The organism is Confluentibacter flavum (genome assembly GCF_002843175.1).
Lineage (GTDB): Bacteria > Bacteroidota > Bacteroidia > Flavobacteriales > Flavobacteriaceae > Confluentibacter > Confluentibacter flavum.
This window is the reverse complement of sequence record NZ_PJEO01000016.1, coordinates 117,778-138,395: the sequence shown is the minus strand read 5'-3', so window position 1 is coordinate 138,395 and position 20,618 is coordinate 117,778. Positions and strand designations below refer to the sequence as shown.

19 protein-coding genes and 1 tRNA gene are annotated in these 20,618 nt (G+C 32.3%); 14 read left to right on the top strand and 6 right to left on the bottom strand.

Translation table 11 applies throughout. The annotated features are described in order from the left end of the window. Positions 1 to 53 precede the first annotated feature (53 nt). The gene (locus CSW08_RS05770; protein WP_106658955.1) at positions 54 to 3,203 is read right to left on the bottom strand and encodes a UvrD-helicase domain-containing protein; all 3,150 of its coding nucleotides are present in this window, start codon (positions 3,201 to 3,203) and stop codon (positions 54 to 56) included. 126 nt (positions 3,204 to 3,329) lie between these two features. Between CSW08_RS05770 and CSW08_RS05765 the strand changes: the two genes are divergently transcribed. Beyond that, positions 3,330 to 3,938, top strand: coding sequence for a superoxide dismutase (locus CSW08_RS05765; protein ID WP_106658954.1), 609 nt, complete (start codon positions 3,330 to 3,332; stop codon positions 3,936 to 3,938). Between the two features lie 472 nt (positions 3,939 to 4,410). Here CSW08_RS05765 and CSW08_RS05760 read toward each other — a convergent pair whose 3' ends face one another. From CSW08_RS05760 to purN, 4 genes are all read right to left on the bottom strand, one after another. After that, positions 4,411 to 6,309 (bottom strand): amidophosphoribosyltransferase, encoded by a 1,899-nt coding sequence (locus CSW08_RS05760; RefSeq protein ID WP_106658953.1) that lies wholly within the window; start codon positions 6,307 to 6,309, stop codon positions 4,411 to 4,413. 62 nt (positions 6,310 to 6,371) lie between these two features. Continuing rightward, positions 6,372 to 7,298 carry a PfkB family carbohydrate kinase gene (locus CSW08_RS05755; protein WP_106658952.1) on the bottom strand — a complete coding sequence of 309 codons (927 nt, stop codon included), beginning with the start codon at positions 7,296 to 7,298 and terminating at the stop codon, positions 6,372 to 6,374. A gap of 56 nt (positions 7,299 to 7,354) precedes the next feature. Next, on the bottom strand, positions 7,355 to 7,996 hold the full coding sequence (locus CSW08_RS05750) for a ribonuclease H1 domain-containing protein (protein ID WP_106658951.1): 642 nt from the start codon (positions 7,994 to 7,996) through the stop codon (positions 7,355 to 7,357). 42 nt (positions 7,997 to 8,038) lie between these two features. After that, a complete protein-coding gene (purN, locus tag CSW08_RS05745) occupies positions 8,039 to 8,611 on the bottom strand; it encodes a phosphoribosylglycinamide formyltransferase (RefSeq protein ID WP_106658950.1) in 573 nt (190 codons plus the stop codon). Between the two features lie 272 nt (positions 8,612 to 8,883). Between purN and CSW08_RS05740 the strand changes: the two genes are divergently transcribed. The 13 genes from CSW08_RS05740 to CSW08_RS05675 all read left to right on the top strand — a co-directional run bounded on the left by CSW08_RS05740 (position 8,884) and on the right by CSW08_RS05675 (position 20,040). Next, a complete protein-coding gene (locus tag CSW08_RS05740; protein ID WP_007647141.1) occupies positions 8,884 to 9,117 on the top strand; it encodes an acyl carrier protein in 234 nt (77 codons plus the stop codon). A gap of 12 nt (positions 9,118 to 9,129) precedes the next feature. Beyond that, on the top strand, positions 9,130 to 10,380 hold the full coding sequence (fabF, locus tag CSW08_RS05735) for a beta-ketoacyl-ACP synthase II (RefSeq protein WP_106658949.1): 1,251 nt from the start codon (positions 9,130 to 9,132) through the stop codon (positions 10,378 to 10,380). A 97-nt stretch (positions 10,381 to 10,477) separates the two neighbouring features. Next, positions 10,478 to 11,218: a ribonuclease III gene (gene rnc / locus CSW08_RS05730; protein WP_106658948.1), complete on the top strand. Its 741-nt coding sequence runs from the start codon at positions 10,478 to 10,480 to the stop codon at positions 11,216 to 11,218. Between the two features lie 116 nt (positions 11,219 to 11,334). Further along, positions 11,335 to 11,820 (top strand): IPExxxVDY family protein, encoded by a 486-nt coding sequence (locus CSW08_RS05725; protein ID WP_106658947.1) that lies wholly within the window; start codon positions 11,335 to 11,337, stop codon positions 11,818 to 11,820. Then, positions 11,820 to 13,262 (top strand): pyruvate kinase, encoded by a 1,443-nt coding sequence (gene pyk, locus CSW08_RS05720; protein WP_106658946.1) that lies wholly within the window; start codon positions 11,820 to 11,822, stop codon positions 13,260 to 13,262. The genes CSW08_RS05725 and pyk overlap by 1 nt, the downstream gene beginning before the upstream one ends. A gap of 403 nt (positions 13,263 to 13,665) precedes the next feature. Next, the gene (locus tag CSW08_RS18360; protein ID WP_106658944.1) at positions 13,666 to 14,964 is read left to right on the top strand and encodes a mandelate racemase/muconate lactonizing enzyme family protein; all 1,299 of its coding nucleotides are present in this window, start codon (positions 13,666 to 13,668) and stop codon (positions 14,962 to 14,964) included. Between the two features lie 359 nt (positions 14,965 to 15,323). Next, the gene (locus CSW08_RS05705; protein ID WP_106658943.1) at positions 15,324 to 16,637 is read left to right on the top strand and encodes a tyrosine-type recombinase/integrase; all 1,314 of its coding nucleotides are present in this window, start codon (positions 15,324 to 15,326) and stop codon (positions 16,635 to 16,637) included. Continuing rightward, a complete protein-coding gene (locus CSW08_RS05700; RefSeq protein WP_106658942.1) occupies positions 16,634 to 16,813 on the top strand; it encodes a hypothetical protein in 180 nt (59 codons plus the stop codon). The genes CSW08_RS05705 and CSW08_RS05700 overlap by 4 nt, the downstream gene beginning before the upstream one ends. A 17-nt stretch (positions 16,814 to 16,830) precedes the next feature. Continuing rightward, complete coding sequence (locus tag CSW08_RS05695) at positions 16,831 to 17,655, top strand: hypothetical protein (protein ID WP_106658941.1); 825 nt, start codon at positions 16,831 to 16,833, stop codon at positions 17,653 to 17,655. Between the two features lie 70 nt (positions 17,656 to 17,725). Then, a complete protein-coding gene (locus tag CSW08_RS05690) occupies positions 17,726 to 18,004 on the top strand; it encodes a helix-turn-helix domain-containing protein (protein ID WP_106658940.1) in 279 nt (92 codons plus the stop codon). Positions 18,005 to 18,008: 4 nt separating this feature from the next. Then, on the top strand, positions 18,009 to 18,542 hold the full coding sequence (locus CSW08_RS05685; RefSeq protein ID WP_106658939.1) for a hypothetical protein: 534 nt from the start codon (positions 18,009 to 18,011) through the stop codon (positions 18,540 to 18,542). A 15-nt stretch (positions 18,543 to 18,557) separates the two neighbouring features. Then, on the top strand, positions 18,558 to 19,187 hold the full coding sequence (locus tag CSW08_RS05680) for a hypothetical protein (RefSeq protein ID WP_106658938.1): 630 nt from the start codon (positions 18,558 to 18,560) through the stop codon (positions 19,185 to 19,187). Between the two features lie 517 nt (positions 19,188 to 19,704). Beyond that, a complete protein-coding gene (locus CSW08_RS05675; RefSeq protein WP_106658937.1) occupies positions 19,705 to 20,040 on the top strand; it encodes a hypothetical protein in 336 nt (111 codons plus the stop codon). A gap of 424 nt (positions 20,041 to 20,464) precedes the next feature. On the opposite strand, the gene CSW08_RS05665 is transcribed toward CSW08_RS05675, so the two are convergent. Then, positions 20,465 to 20,544 (bottom strand) — tRNA-Leu (locus CSW08_RS05665). Between the last annotated feature and the right edge of the window lie 74 nt (positions 20,545 to 20,618).

Below are 20,618 nucleotides of genomic sequence, written 5' to 3'. Positions count from 1 at the left end.
GATTGGGGACTAAAAAAACAGCTAATTAGTCTTACAATCAACAAATAATTTGACTAAACTATTCTTACAAAAACAGTGTCGTTTATGTAAACTAGTATTTTTTTTGAGACTTTTAGCGACATATCTTCAAGTAAATCTTTGTAGGATTGTAGTTGCTGTATGTGTTTTTTGTCTTCTATCCCGGATTTATAATCAATTATTACGGCTTCATTTTCGGAGTTTATGACAATTCTATCGGGTCTCAAAATAATGCCTTGTTTGCTAATAATATCCCGTTCATTATATGTTGCGAAGTCATTGCTAAAATATGTTTCAAGTAAAGGATGATTTACAATTTCAATAGTTTTTTCTTTTAAAACCATAGCTTGCTCCTTATTTATTAAGGAAGCAACCATAAAATCATTTATAACAAAATCTATATCTTCCTTCGTTTTTATGAAAGACATTATATTATGAATGAGATTTCCTTTTTCAATAGCTTCTTGCTGGTTAGTGTCCCACAGATAACCAGATTTTGTCACCACTTTTATATTATGGGTCTCTTTAGACGTTGAAATAAACGTTTGTTGAACAATGCTTTCTTTTGAATCTCCTTTAGTTTGATTTAATTTTTCTGCTTCTGCCCTTTTTGGGCTTCCAAAAGAATACATGAGTTGTGAGTCGTTCCAAACACCAATATATTCTAGATAATTGATAAATAAACCTGAGTACTTTTTATTATTTATTTCACTTTTTGATGAGGTGTTTTTTGTTGAAATAATATACAACTGCTCAATGGCACGGGTTAAGGTGACATAAAGCAGATTGATATTATCAAGTTCTTGTTCAGATTTATGATTGTTGAAAATCTCAAGGCCATTATCATCAAAATTCTCAAAATCTTTATTAAAGTTTAGTAAAGTATGCGAAAAACCATGATAAGTTTCTTTGTTTATGGGAAACCATTCTTTTGGATCTAATTCCCTATAAATATCCAAATCGGCATATGGAAAAATAACTATAGGAAATTCTAAACCTTTAGATTTATGAATGGTCATTATTTGAACCGCATTTTGTCCTTTAGGAGATACAATGCTTAACGTTTCCTTTTTCTTGTCAAAATGGTCCAAAAACCCTGCAATATCCGAGCCTTTCTTTTCTGAAAATTCCAAAACCACGTCCAAATAAAATTGCACATAGGCATTGCTGTTCTTTACTAAATTAAAACTTCTGACAATGGTTTCTACCGAATCGAACAACGGTAGTTGTAATAAATAATTATTGTTTATGTAAATATGGAAAGATTCAAAACTTTTAAATAATTGAGTGAGCGATAAATTGAGGTGATTACAAAAAAACTCATGCTTGTTTTCAACGCCAAACAAAGAAGCCAGATAATTTAAAACAGCTATTTTAAGTTCACTGTTTTTTGGCTGAATTAAAAGTGATAATACATTATTTACAAAAGCAACTTCAGGCGCATTATAAATTAATAAGGTTTCTGAAGAAATTATCGGGATATGATGCTGGCTCAAATAATTGGCAATAGCAACGCCTTCTTTTTTCTTTCGAACCAAAATACAAATATCTTCCAGATCAAAGTCGTTTTCTAGACATTTCTGAATGGTTTTTAAAACATGTTCTGAAAAGATGTCGTTTCTATCATCATCTTTTTCAATATCCAAAAACGATAACTCAACATAGCCCGTGTTTTGTAAAAACGTATTTTGATAGGCATTTTCATATAGGTTTTGGTATTCTTTTTTGACAAAAACCACATTAGAAAGATATTTAAAAAAATTATTGTTAAAATCTACAATGTCTTTAAAGCTTCTATAATTAGATGTTAAGTTTTTTATATCCTGTTCAATTACAAAAGGCATTGATTTTCTATTGAACAAATCCATAAACTGTTCTGCTTTGCCGCCACGCCAACGGTAAATGGCTTGTTTTGCATCGCCAACCAACATCGCCGTTCCATTTTCGGTAGAAAGTGTATTGTCTATAAGGGGGATTAAATTTTCCCATTGCAATTGGGATGTATCTTGGAACTCATCAATAAAATAATGTTTGAATTTTTCACCAATGCGCTCGTAAATAAATGGTGCTGGCTGATTTTTTATTTCATGACTTATAATATTATTAAATTCTGAAATAAGTATTTTGTTTTGGTCTGTTTTTAGAGCGGTTAGCTCATTGTTTATCGCATTTAAAACCGATAAAGGCGTTATGTTTTTATAAAAGTTTTTTAAGAATTTAAGATGAAAAACGTTTTTTTTAGTTTCGTAAAAGCCTTTGGCGATTTGTGGTTGTAGTTGTTCAATAATTGAAGCAACATCATTTGTAACACGTTTGGGGTATAATGGTTTGTTTTCAAGGTCTTGTTGCCAAGCTGCTTCAAAATTAACATCAAATTTTCTATTGGCCAGATTTAGAAAATGTTTTGGCAAATAACCTCCAGAAAAATCATTATGTTCTATGCCTGCTTCGTCAATTAAGGTCAAAACGCTTTTTGCGTTTTCAACTAGTGTCGTTTCAAGACTTTTTATATCATCTTTTAAATGGCTTTTTAAAACCTTAAAATCGTCCAACGTTTTATCTTTTAAAGTTTCAATAAAGGGGATGTCATTTTCTTTGACAAGCAGTTTAGCAATCTTATTAAAATCATAAGAGACATCCCAACTTTTATCATCGTCTGCTTTTTCAATAGCGAAATCCACCAACACTTTTGTTAATGCTTGATCGGTTCCGGCCTTGGCAATTAAACTATCAACGGCTTCATTCAACAAAGCATCTTGGTCGAGCTCCACTTCAAAATTTAAAGGGAGTTTTAAATCGTAGGCAAATGTTCTTATAAGTTTATGGGTAAATCCATCAATGGTTGAAACATCAAAAGCAGCATAGTTATGAATGATGGTATGTAGTAGTTTTTCAGATTTTTTATGAAGCTCCAAAGGTTGCATATTAAGCTCATTACAAATACTATCAAACATACTGTTGGGGTATGTTAAAATAGTGTCTTCTGAAAACTGCATCAGTGTTTCTATGATGCGTTCCTTCATTTCGGCAACAGCCTTATTTGTAAACGTTATGGCTAAAATGTTTTTAAAATAGTTTAGATTCTTGGCGATAAAAAGGATTTTTAAATATTCCTTAACGAGCGTAAAGGTTTTTCCGCTGCCAGCAGATGCATTGTATATCGTAAAATAATTTAATTCTTGCACGAAAGGGAATTTTGATACAATATAAAAACTATCAATGGTTTGATAACAATTAATTATTTTTAATTGACATGTTTTATCCGTAAATTTGAGGGAAAATAAATATTAATACATAAAAAAACAGAAATTATGGCTTTCGAATTACCGAAATTAGGATACGCATATGATGCCCTCGAACCACATATTGATGCTCGTACCATGGAAATACACCACACAAAACATCATCAAGGGTATACAAACAATTTAAACGCAGCTATTGAAGGAACAGATTTAAAAGGAAAAACTATTGAAAACATCCTTATAAATTTAGATATGAGTAATGCTGCGGTGAGAAATAATGGAGGAGGGTTTTACAACCACTCATTATTTTGGAATGTTATGAAACCAGATGGAAAAGGATCTTTAACTGGTGAATTAAAAGACGCTATTATAACTGCTTATGGCTCTGTGGATGCATTTAAAGATGCTTTTAGCAAAGCTGCTGCAACGCGTTTTGGATCTGGTTGGGCATGGTTATGTGTTCATAAAGGTGGTAAAGTAGAAGTTTGTTCATCACCAAATCAAGATAATCCATTAATGCCAGGTGTTGGTTGTGGAGGAACACCTATTTTAGGAATTGATGTTTGGGAACACGCTTACTATTTAAATTACCAAAACCGTCGCCCAGATTATATCACGGCATTTTTTAATGTGATTAACTGGAACGAAGTTGAAAGACGTTACGCAGAAGCAAAATAAAATATCTTTTTAAAATCAAAAAGGGTCTAGAATTTAATTCTAGACCCTTTTTTGTGGAACTAATTTATATGAAATAAAAAAGGTGAACAGATGTCCACCTTTTTTGCCCCAAATCTACCATGAACTTAACCTACTTATGTTATGGTGGGTCAAATATATAGAGGTACAATAGTTTCAAGAAATATTTTAGTCAAACTACATATATATTGGCTTAAGAGAAATTATAAGTTTTTAAAGATGAAGATGGTGCTAAAATAAAATCCTAAAGCTGAAACGTAAAAGCATAAAAAAAGGCGAACAGATGTTCACCTTTTTTTGCCCCAAATCTACCATGAACTTAACCTACTTATGTTATGGTGAGACCAATTTATATGTATTTATGAAAACCTAATTATTTTTTAGACGAAACGCATTTATTTCAGACTAAATGCGATTTTTTAGGATTAACCGTTAATTTTTAAAAATAATATATTTAATAGGCTCGTTCTTTATTGCCTTCATAAAAATTTATAAATGCACGATTTACAACCCTGTTTCCACCAACCGTTGGATAGTCTCCAGTAAAGTACCAATCGCCTAAATGCTTAGGGCAAGCTTTATGTAAATTCTCAACAGATTGAAAAATTATTTTCACTTCTGCTTTTACCCCTTCATCACTTAATAACTCGGCAATCTTGTCGGAAATTTGTTCATCTGTAAAAGGCGCATAAACTTCCTTAACAAAGTTTTGTACGTCTATATCTTCTAAATCTTCTTGAGCTTTACATCTTTGGTATATTTCTTCAATAATGTTGTATTTACCAATATCTTGTAGTAATCCCAAAGCAGCTCTGAAAGCCACTAATCCTTCTAAGTTTGCCATATCAATACCATAACAATCTGGATAGCGTATTTGAGGGGCAGAAGATACAACCACAATTTTTTTGGGATGTAATCTGTCCAGCATTTTGATGATACTTTTTTTCAAGGTGGTGCCTCTAACAATACTATCATCAATAATCACTAAATTATCTGTGGGCTTAATTACACCATAAGTAATGTCGTATACATGCGCCACTAAATCATCTCTACTACTGTCTTCAGTAATAAAGGTCCGAAGCTTAGCATCTTTTATGGCAATTTTTTCTATTCGAGGTCTTTCAGATAAAATTTGGGTTACTTTTTCAGCTGATAATTTATAGTTGCCTTTTAAAATTGCGGCGGTTTTCTTTTCATTTAGAAAATCTTCAACAGTTTCTATCATTCCAAAAAATGATGTTTCGGCCGTATTTGGAATATATGAAAAAACGGTATTTTTAGTGTCTTTATCAATAGCATCTAAAACTTTTGGCATCAATAATTTACCAAGCATTTTTCGTTCTTGATAAATTTCTGCATCACTTCCTCTTGAAAAATAAATACGCTCAAAAGAACATGCTTTTCGTTCTAAAGGCTCCAATATTTTTTTGATTTTGGTGTCACCAGATTTTTTTGTGATGATGGCATGCCCAGGGGCGAGCTCTTTCACATCTTTATATTCTACATTAAAAACGGTTTGTATCACAGGTCTTTCAGAAGCTATAACAACTACTTCATCATCTTTATAATAATATGCCGGACGAATGCCTGCAGGATCTCTTAGCACAAAGGAATCACCATGACCAATTAGTCCAGCCATAGCATAGCCCCCATCCCAATTTTTAGCGGCACGTTTTAAAATTTTGGCAACATTTAAACGCTCGCCAATTAATGGAGATGCTTCCATTTTATTGTAACCTTCCTTTTTTACTTCTTTATAAATTTTGCTTACGGCATCATCCAAAAAATGACCAATTTTTTCCATAATGGTTATGGTATCGGTATATTCTTTTGGATGTTGGCCAAGTTCAACAAGGTTTCTAAATAGTTCTTTAACATTGGTCATGTTAAAGTTCCCGGCCATAATTAAATTTCGGTGCATCCAGTTGTTCTGTCTTAAAAAGGGGTGTACACTTTCAACACTATTCTTGCCAAAGGTACCATATCGCACATGCCCCAATAAAACTTCACCTATATACGGAATATGCCTTTTTTGAAGCGCTACATCATCTGCATATTCAGGATGCTCTGTTAAATCTTTGTTTATTCTTTGGTTAATTTGAGCAAAAATATCTTGAATGGGCTGCTGCTGTACAGAACGCACCCTACTAATGTAACGTTCTCCGGGTTTTGTGTTTAGTTTAATGCTTGCAAAACCAGCACCATCTTGACCACGGTTATGCTGTTTTTCCATCATGAGGTACATTTTATTTACCCCATAAAAAGCACTGCCATATTTTTCTTTATAAAACTCAAGAGGTTTTAAAAGTCTTATAACTGCAATTCCGCATTCGTGTTTTAAAGCATCACTCATTATTTATATCCTTAAAATAATTTTTTTAATAAAAAACGCGCTCTTTTTAGGAGCGCGATACGTTATGTTAATTCTATTTCAAATTGGGTTAACTGTTTAAATTGCAGCAACCTTTTATGAACTTCTTTCTTTGATAAATTTTGCATGCGTTCTGTTCCAAATTTTTCAACACAAAAAGAAGCCAATGTAGAGCCATGAATAATCGCATTCTTCATATTCTCAAAAGAGGTATCACCTGTTTTGGTAATATATCCAGCAAAACCTCCCGCGAATGTATCACCAGCACCTGTTGGATCAAAAACTTCTTCTAAAGGAAGTGCCGGTGCGTAAAAAACATTGTCGTTGTTAAACAAAAGTGCTCCATGCTCCCCTTTCTTTATAACGACATATTTTGGACCCATACTATGGATTTTTCTAGCGGCAACCACCAAAGAGTATTCCCCAGTAAGTTGTCTAGCCTCTTCATCGTTAATGGTTATAACGTCTATTTTTTTTATCACAGTGTGTAAATCATCCAAAGCACAATCCATCCAAAAATTCATGGTATCTAAAATGACTAATTTTGGTTTAACAGTCATTTGATTTAAAACACTTAATTGGACGAGCGGATGCAGGTTTCCTAACATAACAATCTCTGCATCACGATAATCTTCTGGAACAACAGGATTAAAATCAGCAAGCGTGTTTAACTCTGTTGCTAAGGTGTCTCGGGAATTCATGTCATTGTGGTATTTACCACTCCAAAAAAATGTTTTACCATTTTCAACAATTTCCACTCCAGAAAGATTTATGTTTTTATCTGAAAGAAGGTCTAAATATTCTTTAGGAAAATCACCGCCAACTATAGAAACAATGGCTGCATCAACATTAAATTGTGAAGCAGATAAACCAATGTAAGTAGCGGCACCACCTAAAATCTTATCGGTTTTTCCGAAAGGCGTTTCAATAGCATCAAAAGCTAAGGTGCCAACAATTACTAATTTACCCATGAAGGACTTCTAAATTTTTGTGCAAATATAAGTTTTTTAAACACTAAAAAACGAATTTATTTTCTCCCAAAATCAGCTGGAATTTCTCCCCAAGCTTTAGTTTCCCATTTAACAATAACTGTTTTGTAGCTGTTTGTTTTTAACCAATTAAGAGCTCTTTCAATCAATTCAAAAAGTTTTTCATTTTTTGGGTTACGTTCTAATTTCGTATTACAAGTCTTCTTTTTTACCCAACTCATGGCGGTTTTAGAGTCGGTGTAAATAAGTTTGTCGCTGTTGTTTTTTTTAAGAAGTGCCAATCCATGGACTATGGCTAAAAACTCACCAATATTATTGGTGCCTTCTTCAAAAGGGCCTTGAATAAAGAGTTGTTGTTTTGTTTTGGTGTCAACCCCACGGTATTCCATTTTTCCTGGATTTCCACTTGATGCGGCATCCACTGAAATGGAATTATAATTTGGCTGTCCAATTTTTTTAAGTTGTTCGGCGGATAAGGGACTTTTAAAATCCGATTTCTTTTCTATATAATCAAAGTAATTCCCTTTTAAAGCTTGTTTTGCGGCTTCAAAAGTCTCAAAAGATTTATATTGAGCACCTTCAAAGTTGCTTATTTGTGCTTTACAATCGTTCCAAGTTTCAAAAACACCTGGATGATGTCCTTTCCAAACAGTATAATATTTTTTCTTTTTCTTACTCATTTTTGTAATTCCCTCGAAGGAGGGAATCTTATGAATTTAAGTTTAAAGTTTTTCTAACAGCATCCTTTCAACTATCTTAGGAAAATGTTCCATTTCCAAATCATGGATTTTTGCAGCAACATCGTCCGCAGAGTCAGAGGGTTTTACGTCGCATGTAGCTTGGAATATAATAGCACCTTCATCATAATGTTTGTTAACATAATGAATCGTAATACCAGTTTCGGTTTCTTTATTTGCCACAATGGCTTCGTGAACAAGCATACCGTACATGCCCTTGCCACCATATTTAGGCAGTAGCGCTGGATGCACATTAATTACTTGATTGGGATATTCATTTAAAATAGACTCTGGGAATTTCCATAAAAAACCCGCCAAAACAATAAGGTCTGGTTTTGATGCTTTTAAAAGGTTGAGTACATCGCCAGTTTCAGTAAGCGCTATTTTGTTAAAAGAGAACGCACTTACTTTAAGCCGTTTGCATCTGTCTAAGACCTTGGCGTGCGGGTTATTTGTAAGCACTAGAACAACAGAAACAGTGTCTCTGCTTTGAAAATATTTGATTAAATTTTCAGTATTAGTACCACTTCCGGACGCAAAAATCACAATACGTTTCATTTAATGCTTTTATATTTTAAGTTATTTGATGTTATTAGTATTTAATTTAATAGATTGCTACGTAAAATTTATGAGTCTATTTTAAGAAACAGGTCCAGACTTTAAAAATTCAAAAACAAAAAAAAGAATAATTATTAACATTATTATGGTTAAAATAAAATTACTTAAAAGTTATTTTAGTAAATTACAATCATATTTTTAAATTAAAGATATGTTTTGAGAATAAAGTTTTTTATTTTTGCCAACTAATTAAAACTTAAAATTAAAAGATTATGTCAGACATTGCATCAAGAGTAAAAGCGATTATCGTAGACAAATTGGGAGTTGATGAGAACGAAGTTGTAACGGAAGCTAGCTTCACTAACGATTTAGGAGCAGACTCATTAGACACTGTAGAATTAATCATGGAATTCGAAAAAGAATTTGACATCCAAATTCCAGACGATCAAGCTGAGAACATCGCAACAGTTGGTCAAGCTATTTCTTATATAGAAGCAGCAAAATAAGCATTACATTTTATGGAATTAAAGCGAGTTGTAGTCACAGGATTAGGAGCTTTAACACCAATTGGCAATACCATAGATGAATATTGGAAGGGCCTAGTTAGTGGGAAAAGTGGTGCTGCGCCTATAACATATTATGATACTGAAAAATTTAAGACCAAATTTGCTTGCGAATTAAAGGGTTTTGAAGTTACCGACTTTATAGATAGAAAAGAGGCCAGGAAAATGGACAAGTTTGCGCAGTATGCTATGGTTGCTGCCGATGAAGCCATTGCAGACGCCAAATTAAATCTAGACGAGGTAAACAAGTTAAGAGTAGGTGTTATATGGGGCGCTGGTATTGGGGGTTTGGAAACATTCCAGCAAGAAGTTTTAAACTTTGCTGAGGGCGACGGAACCCCGAGATTTAATCCATTCTTTATTCCTAAAATGATTGCAGATATTGCTCCTGCCAACATTTCTATTAAATACGGTTTCATGGGACCAAACTATACCACGGTTTCTGCCTGTGCTTCTGCAGCAAACGCTATGTTTGATGCTTTAAACATGATTCGTTTAGGGCATTGCGACATTATAGTTACTGGAGGAAGTGAAGCAGCAGTTACCATTGCGGGTATGGGAGGGTTTAATGCCATGCATGCCTTATCAACCAGAAATGAAAGCCCAGAAACGGCATCTAGACCTTTTGATGGGACAAGAGATGGATTTGTTCTTGGCGAAGGTGCAGGCGCACTGGTTTTAGAAGACTACGAGCACGCTAAAGCAAGAGGAGCTAAAATTTATGCCGAGTTTGTTGGAGGTGGATTGTCATCTGATGCTTACCACATGACAGCACCGCATCCAGATGGTATTGGAGTTATTGCCGTAATGAAAAATTGTTTGGAGAATGCTGGACTAAAAGCCGAAGATGTAGACCATATTAATACGCATGGCACCTCAACACCTCTTGGAGATGTTGCAGAGCTTAAGGCTATATCGGAAATATTTGGAGACCATGCTAAAAAAATAAATATTAATTCAACAAAGTCAATGACGGGTCACTTATTGGGTGCTGCCGGTGCTATTGAGGCCATTTCGGTTATTTTAGCAATAGAGCATGGCATTGTGCCACCAACAATTAATCATTCAACAGTCGACGAAAATATTGATCCAGAATTAAATTTAACTTTAAATAAGGCTCAAAAGCGAAATGTTAAAGTAGCCATGAGTAATACATTTGGATTTGGCGGTCACAACGCCTGTGTATTGTTCAAGAAAATAGATTAAATCCCGAATGAAATAAACCATTATGATATGTTGTTTCATGAAATTCAAGTCGATAGGTTTATTACATCTGACGACATAGAACAATAGAAATTATCAGATGAATTACATTCGTAACATACTAAATTCCCGTTTTAAACGCAACGGGAATTTTTTTATGGAAATAACTAAAATACTTGGTTTTAGACCTAAGCAAATTAAATTCTACGAAACAGCATTTACACATCGTTCCATGAATATAAAGGACAGTATTGGGAATGTTATTAATTACGAGCGATTGGAGTTTTTAGGAGACGCCATGCTAAGCGCCGTTATTGCCTCGCATTTATTTCTTGAAGTACCTAGCGGAGATGAAGGCTATTTAACAAAAATGCGATCAAAAATAGTCAGTAGAGAACATTTAAATGAATTAGGTAAAGAATTAAACTTAATAAAACTGGTTGAAAGTAAAATTCCAACGGGACAATTTGGAGACAATATTCATGGCAATTTATTTGAAGCTTTGGTAGGTGCTATATTTTTAGACAAAGGCTATAAGTATTGCGAAAAGTTTATTTACAGTTGTGTTATTACCCCTTATGTAGATATTGAAACACTTGAAGGCAAGGTTATTAGTTATAAAAGTTTGCTCATTGAGTGGTGTCAAAAAGAAAAGAAAACCTTTGGGTACAATGTTTATGAAGACACAGGAAATGATGAGGTTAGACATTTTTCAGTGAAACTATCCATAGACGGAAAAGTTGTTGCAAAAGCTAGGGCAACCTCCAAGAAAAAGGCAGAAGAGAAAGCATCAAAGCGCGCTTTTTTTGTTTTTCAAAATAGAATGTCTAGATTAATTTAAAAATCTGGATTATTATTAATCAACTATAACGTTTTAGTCGGCATTCAAAATTAAGATTAAGCAAAAGATGTGACGACTCTTTATTATTAATACTATATTTACACAATTTATAATTTATGGCTGTACACAAGCTTATTCTTGATGATTTTTTTGAAGAAGCTCCATATACTTTAATAGCAATTTATTGCGCTGTTGAAGATTATAGGTTAGCATACCTTCTAAATAGTTATTTAAAAATACGTCTTAATAGAAAGCCTTCAGACCTAGATTATAACAATGGAAAATCAAACTTTTCTATTTTTGAATGGGTAGACCCTAAATATTTATCAACATGGAATTTAGTACATAACGTTTGTAAATCAGAAGTATACCAAAAAGCAAATCAACAATCATTATTTGATTCAGAAGAAAAAATCACCAAAACGTTTTATCTTATTCCAGAATACAAACAGGTTAATTATTTTTTAAAGATTGATAGTGAATTTGACGACGACCAAGGAAAACTTATTATAGATACTATATTAAAAATACCCCAAATATCAACAGCCTATCATATTGATGGGAATCAATTAAAATCTAAAAACAATTTAATTTTTAGCTAATGCAATTAAGAAAAAAAACCAAAATAGTAGCCACATTAGGGCCAGCAACAAGCACGAAGGAAGTTTTAAAAGGAATGCTTGAGGAAGGTACCGATGTATTTAGAATCAATTTTTCGCATGCCGATTATAACGATGTAGCCGATCGAATAAAAATGATAAGGGAACTTAATGAAGAATTTGGTTTTACCGCTGCCATCTTAGCAGATTTACAAGGCCCAAAACTTCGTGTAGGTGTAATGAAGGAAGAAGTTATAGTTTATCCAGGAGATGAAATCATTTTTGCCACCGGAGAACGCTTTGAAGGCACCAAAGACCGTGTTTACATGACCTATGATAGGTTTCCTCAAGACGCTAAACCTGGAGAGCGTATTCTTTTAGATGATGGAAAATTAATGTTTGTAGTTGTTTCAACTGATGGTGTAAAAGAAGTTAAAGCTCGTGTTATTCAGGGAGGTCCTTTAAAATCTAAAAAAGGCGTTAATCTACCTAACACGGATATTTCGCAACCAGCACTTACAGAAAAGGATATTGAAGACGCTATTTTTGCCATAAAACAAAATGTAGATTGGATCGCCTTGTCATTTGTCCGTCATGCAGAAGACTTGATTCAACTGCGTGATTTAATAGCAGAACATAGTGATGAAAAAATACCAATTATAGCAAAAATTGAAAAACCAGAAGCGGTAGAAAACATAGATAAAATTGTAGCACATTGTGATGGATTAATGGTAGCTAGGGGCGATTTGGGAGTAGAAGTCCCTGCTGAAGAAGTTCCATTAATTCAAAAGCAATTGGTTTTAAGGGCTAAAAAAGCTAGAATCCCTGTGATTATTGCAACCCAAATGATGGAAACCATGATTGACAGTTTAACACCAACAAGAGCAGAGGTAAATGATGTTGCAAACTCAGTGATGGATGGAGCAGATGCAGTAATGCTTTCGGGAGAAACGTCAGTTGGTAAATATCCAGTACAAGTCATCAGGCAAATGGCAAACATTTTAAGAAATGTAGAAAATTCCCCACTAATTAAAGTGCCTCAATTACCGCCACATATTCGCACTAATCGCTACATTACAAAATCAATTTGTTACCATGCCGCCAATATGGCAAACGAAATTAATGCGAAAGCCATTTCTACATTAACGAACAGTGGTTATACGGCGTTTCAAATTTCAGCATGGAGACCATTATCCCATATTTTAGTTTTTACATCAAACAAACGCATATTAACAAGGCTAAGTTTGCTTTGGGGCGTTCGTGCTTTTTATTACGATAAGTTTGTAAGTACAGATGAAACCATTGAAGACGTTAATGCTATAGCCTGTAAAATGGGTTATTTGGAAGAAGGCGATATGCTCATCAGTTTAGCAGCCATGCCCATTCAAGATAAAGGTATGGTAAATACGTTACGTGTTACTGAGATAAAAAACTGTAATTTTTAAGAGCAGAATAAATTAAAAAAAAAGAAGCCGTCTCAACACTAAAATTTGAGACGGTTTTTTTATTTGATGATAGCCTTTAAGCAACAATTTTCTTTCTTAAATTATGTGCAATTCCATTAAACCGAACTCTAATTCTGTTTTTTCTATTCCTTTTAATGAAACCGTCTAAAATCATTTGATGTTGGTGCGTTATATCCGGGTTTTAGCTGTCCATTTTGCATATGATCTTCCTTCATACGCATATAAGTTGCATCAGCATTTGGTTTACTATACAAGGTCTTTTTTTTGTGTGGAAGAAGGAACCCAACCTTAATTTTCCAAATTTTTATTGAGGCAGCTTCCAAAAAGCTATTTGTATTTTTATTATATTTATGAATACCAACCAATTAAATAATCAAAAACAATGAAATTATTTTCCTCATTCCTTAGTGAAAAATCTTCCCGTCGTTCCTTTTTGTCTAAAACCACTCTAGGTGTTACAGGCGCGATGTTAGCCACGTCCTATAATGGGCTGGCATCTTCTGTGGAAAGAACACCAAAGTCTTCAGCACCGTCAGATCTTAAGATTACCGCGGTAAAATGCGGATTTATTCGCAATGAACATAGCCTTTTTGTCAAGATCTATACAAATCAGGACATTGTTGGTCATGGTCAAGGGGTTGATGGTGTTTACGGTACTTATTACGTTGTGAACCATTTAGCTCAAAATCACTTAATCGGTAAAAATCCCTTGAATATTAATAGGCTTCAGGAAGAAATGCGCAGAGGAGGCCTCTTTAAAGGCGCTCAAGCCGGTATGTATGTATGTGTGATGACGGCAATAGAAACCGCTTTGTGGGACTTGGTGGGCAAGGCCTTAGGATTGCCGGTTTACCAGTTAATGGGAGGTAAATTTCGTGACAAGATACGAGTTTATTGCGATACGGCAGGTAGCAGGCTTGCGGCAGATGAGATGGGCAGAAGAGCAAAGGAAGATGTTGATAAATATGGTTTTACGGCTGTAAAATTTGATATTGATGATCGTCAAGACCCGAATAAATTAGACCAATACAACTGGAGCGTGAGTATTCCAGAGTTGAGGCGCATGGAAAGCCAAATCGCTGCAGTTCGGGAGGCTGTAGGCAATGATATTGATATTTGTGTAGACTGTCATGGGCGTTTTGACGAGGTTTCGGGCATGAAAATAGCTAAGGCTTTGGAACCATACAATTTAATGTGGTTGGAAGAACCAGTGCCGGCTGAAGTTCCAGAATCTTATGCTCGCATTCGTGAATCAACCACTACTCCTATTTGCGGTGGTGAAAATTGGTACTTGACCTATGGTTTTAGACATCCTTTAGAAATTGGTGCTGTAGATGTTATCATGCCCGATCTTCAAAAATGTGGAGGGTTAGGAGAGGGACTGCGTATAGCGAATATGGCCAACACCTATAATGTTCCTTTTGCGCCACACATGGTTGCCTCATATCTTGGCGCCATATCATCGGCACATGTATGTGCAGCCGTACCAAACTTCCTTATACTTGAGTGGCAGATTTACTTCCATGAAAATGATATGTATAAGGAAATTGTCACTTTTGATGGTGATTTTTTAACTAAAGACGGCTACATTCCTTTACCGGACAAGCCAGGACTTGGAGTGGAAATAAATGAGGAGGGCATGCGCAAATATGCTACGCCTGGAATACCTTTTTTTCAATAGGATTATATATAGGTATAAGTTTTTTCAATTTCTTAAATGAAGATTAATACAGATAAAATGTAATGCTCGGGGATTTGTATGAGTAAAAAAGCCTAACACTTATGTTTTTATAAGTGTTAGGCTTTTAAGGTTGTACTCAAGGCGGGAATTGAATCTAATTAATTTTGTTAGTCTTTTAAATTCTCTAAAAACACTTTAAAACCCTTTATTTTATTACTGTTATCAACGATTTTCAAAACCCTTTGAAATTAGTTGAGGTTAGCAATAATTAGTATAAATTAATCAAATGTTGTACACCATGTCGGCACCATTCAAATTATTTGCTATATTTGATTTGTTCAAATGTTAGTTAGTTTATTATGGCTTCTTTAAAGTATTTCACTAAAGGGAATCAAAACCCTACTACTATTTATTTACGCTTCACTCAAGGGCGTAAAATAGATTTAAAACGCTCAACTTCGTTATTAATAGACCCTAAATACTGGAATAGCGACAAAGGAGCTGTTAAACAAATTTCAGAGTTTCAAGATAAAAAGAATTTACAGAATGATTTAAACGGTCTTAGAACAACTATTTTGAATAGTTTTAACGACCACTATTCAAATGGGGGAATTATCAATTCTGAATGGTTAAATTTAACTATTAAGTGCTATTTTAATCAAAACAGCAAAACAGATTTAAACTACTTCTTAGATTATTCAAAGTATTACAAAGAAACTTTAAATACAAAAGTTCAAATTAGCGGTAAAACAGGAGTGACTGAAAACACTTTAAAACGTTATACTACCATAATAAACAAAGTTGGTGCATTTGAAACCAATCAAAAGAAACCATACACTTTTGAACAAATAGATTTAAAATTTTATAAAGACTTTAAAAATTATTTAATCAATGTTGAAAAATTAAACCTCAACACTACTGGTCGTTATATCAATTACATAAAAACGATTTGTATTGATGCGAAAAAATACGGTATAAAAATAAATCCAGTTGTTTTGAATGGAGAATTTAGAGCAACAAAAGAAAAAGTAAGTTTTATTACTCTTAATGAAAATGAGATAGAAACCATTTTCAAACATGATTTTAGTAAAATCCCTTATTTAGATAATGCTCGTAATTGGTTAATAATTGGCGTTTGGACTGGTGCAAGGGTTAGTGATTTGTTGAGGTTTACCAGAAACAATGTAAATAATGGTTTTATTGAATACACGGCTCAAAAAACAGGGCAAAAAATCATCTTGCCTTTGCATCCTCAAGTAAAAGAAATATTAAAAAACCTCAACGGGGAATTTCCTAGAGCAATATCAAGTCAAAATTTTAATTTATACATTAAAACTGTTTGTAGTGAAGTTAAAATTAATGAGTTCGTTGATGGATCCAAAAATGTTAAATTAAAATCAAAAGTTTGGCGAAAGGAAAAAGGCGAATATAAAAAACACGAATTAGTTTCAAGTCATATTTGCAGACGTTCATTTGCTACAAACCATTACGGAAAATTACCAACACCCGTTATTATGGCAGTAACAGGGCATACAACTGAAAGAATGTTTTTAAACTACATAGGTAAAACCCCAAAAGATAATGCAAATGTATTAAACGAATTTTGGCAAGTCCAGGAGCTAAAGAAAAGTAAAAAATCTAAACTCGATATTGTAAAAACTGAAACCGCATGAAAACAAATTTAAACCTTGAAACTTCAATAGGATTTTACGAAACATATTTTATGGTTCTACCATTTTATAAAACATCTAAAGATGCTTTTAATTATTTAAACAATGAGATTGAATTTATTACAGGTCAAAAACCGTATAAGAATTATAAAGAATGGAGAAATAAAACCTCGGTTTAACTAAGTCATTTGTTCAAATGGATATTGAAATTAACAGTATAGATGATTTTATTATATTAATTGAAAATGAATTAAAAGATGCTGTATTGTTTGTTAGAAAGGAAGTATTTGATAGTAGTGTCATTAATAATTCAAATCAAGAATATTTAGATTTTTACAAAAGAAAAAAAAAGAAAATAATTAAAAAGTTTGGAGATAAATCGTTTTTATTGAGGATTGAATTTAAAAATGAAGTTGAAATTAATAAAGAAGATTTAGAACAATTAATTGTATATCCTAAGTTCAAATTTGACCACATTCAACAATTAAAAATTTCGAAAGAATTATTTAATGATAAAGAAGTAAATGATTATACCGAAAAATCAATAATTAAAGAACAAAAGGAGCTTCAAAAATTCTTTTTGGATCGTCTTAATGACTTAAGAAATAGTATAAAACTATCGTACTATAATTTAAGAATTGAAACGCTATTCAATAATTTAGATAAAAACGAACAAACTTCACAGGGGGATTTAGTTTTTTTAAATAACGATAAAATTAAAAGTGAATTGTTTTTTAATTATTTAGTTGATAAATGGTTAAGGAATAACGAGCCAAAAGTTAAAACGGCATTAAAACATATTACATTTAAAATGTATTATAAAAATAGTGATGAAAATAAAAATACCCCTTTTAAAATTAGAAGTTCTTTAAATGACTTTGCTATCTACTGGAATAAGAATTTTAATGAAATTTGCGAATTAAACCCAAAAAACCCACATTTAAATATTGAGGATTTAACAAGTAGTAATTATTACTCTAGTAAGTTTGATTTTTACTTACATGAATTTACAAGGGGATAAATCCCCTTTTTTTAACTCTAAATACCCTAAATAGAGTTAAGATATTGCACCATAATTTAAAATATTAATTATGGAAACAATACAATTTTTAGGTACTACACCAAATGCACTAGCAAACCTAATTGATGAAAAAATCAAGGCTCAATTAGATGAATTAAAACAAAACTTCATACCAAAAGAGCCGGAAGAATTTATGTCAAGAAATGAAACGGCTAAACTCCTAAAAATTTCTTTAGTCTGTTTGCATGACTGGATGAATAAAGGTATTTTAAAACCCTATAAAATGGGTAATAAAACATATTTCAGTCGTAAAGAAGTAACCGAAACATTGTATAACTCTAATAAGTAAGACAATGGAAACGGGCAATATAGAATTTATAAGAGCTGTTTATTTTCAAACATCTACAAACGAAACAAAAACCATTATAAATTATGGTTTACAAAGTAATGACGAGGTTATTAACGAGCCGTTATTTACTGAAATAATTAGACTTGAGTTTGACAATGGTTTCCATGACAGGAGCCGTGATTTTGATTACTGGTTATATTTTAGAGATGAAACAAACTGGAAACGGTGTTCACGTACTGGACTGGCTAAAACAAATATCAATAATGTTTTAGAGGGCAATATTTCGAGAGAATTAAACCTAACAACCAAAACAGCCAAAGGCACCAACTTTGAAACACCTCAACATTTAGTAATTATACAAAGTAATGATTTACATAAAGGGTTAACAGTTGATATATTTAAAGACTTCTATGTCCGTAAAAAAGAGATATTAAAACACTTTCTTAAAGAACATTATATCAAACATGGTATAACAAAAAAAGAGCTGTTAACCAGCTCTTTAGTTTGTTCAAATGTTTGTATAAACGGGCAACGTTAATACTTTATAAATTTAATGAAAAATAAACAGAATACAGATAACCAAGTCAATTATAAATATGGCTCATACATAAATTATAAGGCTTTTAAAGATTATCATGTTATTAACAATATCAATGATGGTTATTTCAATGTATATCATTGTATGATTATGGGGTTTATATTAGATGAATTTCATAAAAATAATAATATGCCACAATTGTTATTTGAAAACGAAAAATATGTTTTAATGAATACAAACTACATATTGGATAACTTAATTTATCTAGGTATTAAAGAGAGCATGTTTAAAAAACATTTTAGACTTCTAAAAGTAAATGGATTAGTTAAAATTAAAGTGATTAAACGGAAAGACCGTTATGTAAATGTAAATAAACAATTGATTGAATTATGTTTCAATCTTGACTATACAATTAAACCAACCAACTATTTAGAGCAATATAAACCGCATTTATGGAAATCTTTTAAAAATGAATGGGAGCAATATTTTAAGGACAAAATAAGTTTTAAGAAGTTTATTGATGATTTTAATGATACAAGAAACGAAAATGATTACAACTATAATTCAAAAGAAATATATTTTCATCTTTTAAATGCAGTTCAATTTAAGATATATGGAAAAATACATACAGATTATTTAAAATAAATCTAGCATCAAAATTGCACTACCCTTGTCAATTTCTGCACCACCCAGTATAAAAATTGCACCACCCCTATATAATATAATACACACCTACTATGGAATATATTACACACCTACTATGGAGTATATTACATGAATAATATATACTAAAAACAGAAACAAAAAAAATAGATATATAAACTATTAAAGAGAGTTATTTTATAAAAATAATAAGGGGTATGGGGTAAAATCTATAAAGGGCTAACAGTCTGTACATCGCTTGTTAGTTATGTTTTTACTCTTTGATTTTTTTAGGTAGGGGGGTATAAAACTTACTTGAGTAATAAACAATTTACTATATTTATTCAATGAAATATGACTATAAGAAAAATGAACCAAAACAATATATATAAACCTTACTGGTGGGTTGTTGGAAAGTTAAAGTTTGTTGTACTTACTATTGGTTTAGTATGTTATGGAGTTTATAAACTTATAGAATTGACACTATCTTACATTTAACTTTTAATTAAACTTATTTATTATGAAAAAAATATTCATTATCACATTTATTCTTTTTGGTTTCAATTGTTACTCTCAAGATTTGTACATTCAATATTGGGATAATGACCAAAAAGAAACCTATATAAAAAATGTTCAAATTTCAGATGAAAATGGCACTATTACGGAAAATAAATTCCTTGCAAAAAGTCAAATTCACTTAATTAAAATATTTAACAATAGAGGTTATGAATTATATAAGATTGAAGTTGCACCATTCCCAAACGGAGCAATAACTAAATATCATATTTGGTTTAAAAGACTAATTCTGCACCAAATTAAGAGAATTAATAGATTTAATGACTTTATACGAGTTTAACAGATTAGAACTAAACGAGCGTATGGAGGTCGTAAATCTATACGGCACAACACCATAACGAAGGTAGGAGTTTTAAAACTGGTCATAGTCTTGACAAATATTCTAGCATTTAAAAAATGAAAATCAAAAAGTTAAGTGAAAGTCAAAAAAATAGAATATTGTCGTTTCTCAAGGTATTATGGAAAATAATATACCATGTCTTATATGCTATATTGTTTGTTGCTCTAACTATTGTTTTAGTTGTTTTGACAAGTAAAACCCCTAAAAGGAGAAGATCTAAAAACGGAACTAGGATGCAAATTTAGAAAGTAGTTTCAATGTTAAATTAGAAACGTTTTAATTAATTGTTGTATACTATGTCGGCACAAATTAAAAACCCTATCCTCAAAACCTTTGAAAATAGGGCATTTTAATAAAATATCTGTACTCAAGGCGGGAATCGAACCCGCACTCCGAAGAACCGGATTTTGAATCCGGCGCGTCTACCAATTCCGCCACTTGAGCCTATTTTGGACAGCAAAAATAGAATATTTTCTTTAATTCACATAAAAATACAAGACAATATACTTTTTAGGTTA

Bases quoted from the DNA above. Each gene is read 5' to 3' on its own strand.
- CSW08_RS05765 (WP_106658954.1), top strand. From the start codon at position 3,330: ATGGCTTTCGAATTACCGAAATTAGGATACGCATATGATGCCCTCGAA.
- CSW08_RS18360 (WP_106658944.1), top strand. From the start codon at position 13,666: ATGAAATTATTTTCCTCATTCCTTAGTGAAAAATCTTCCCGTCGTTCC.
- CSW08_RS05755 (WP_106658952.1), bottom strand. From the start codon at position 7,298: ATGGGTAAATTAGTAATTGTTGGCACCTTAGCTTTTGATGCTATTGAA.
- purN (WP_106658950.1), bottom strand. From the start codon at position 8,611: ATGAAACGTATTGTGATTTTTGCGTCCGGAAGTGGTACTAATACTGAA.
- CSW08_RS05690 (WP_106658940.1), top strand. From the start codon at position 17,726: ATGGAAACAATACAATTTTTAGGTACTACACCAAATGCACTAGCAAAC.
- CSW08_RS05760 (WP_106658953.1), bottom strand. From the start codon at position 6,309: ATGAGTGATGCTTTAAAACACGAATGCGGAATTGCAGTTATAAGACTT.
- CSW08_RS05700 (WP_106658942.1), top strand. From the start codon at position 16,634: ATGAAAACAAATTTAAACCTTGAAACTTCAATAGGATTTTACGAAACA.
- CSW08_RS05680 (WP_106658938.1), top strand. From the start codon at position 18,558: ATGAAAAATAAACAGAATACAGATAACCAAGTCAATTATAAATATGGC.
- CSW08_RS05750 (WP_106658951.1), bottom strand. From the start codon at position 7,996: ATGAGTAAGAAAAAGAAAAAATATTATACTGTTTGGAAAGGACATCAT.
- rnc (WP_106658948.1), top strand. From the start codon at position 10,478: ATGAATTACATTCGTAACATACTAAATTCCCGTTTTAAACGCAACGGG.
- CSW08_RS05705 (WP_106658943.1), top strand. From the start codon at position 15,324: ATGGCTTCTTTAAAGTATTTCACTAAAGGGAATCAAAACCCTACTACT.
- CSW08_RS05725 (WP_106658947.1), top strand. From the start codon at position 11,335: ATGGCTGTACACAAGCTTATTCTTGATGATTTTTTTGAAGAAGCTCCA.
- CSW08_RS05675 (WP_106658937.1), top strand. From the start codon at position 19,705: ATGAAAAAAATATTCATTATCACATTTATTCTTTTTGGTTTCAATTGT.
- CSW08_RS05740 (WP_007647141.1), top strand. From the start codon at position 8,884: ATGTCAGACATTGCATCAAGAGTAAAAGCGATTATCGTAGACAAATTG.
- CSW08_RS05685 (WP_106658939.1), top strand. From the start codon at position 18,009: ATGGAAACGGGCAATATAGAATTTATAAGAGCTGTTTATTTTCAAACA.
- fabF (WP_106658949.1), top strand. From the start codon at position 9,130: ATGGAATTAAAGCGAGTTGTAGTCACAGGATTAGGAGCTTTAACACCA.
- pyk (WP_106658946.1), top strand. From the start codon at position 11,820: ATGCAATTAAGAAAAAAAACCAAAATAGTAGCCACATTAGGGCCAGCA.
- CSW08_RS05695 (WP_106658941.1), top strand. From the start codon at position 16,831: ATGGATATTGAAATTAACAGTATAGATGATTTTATTATATTAATTGAA.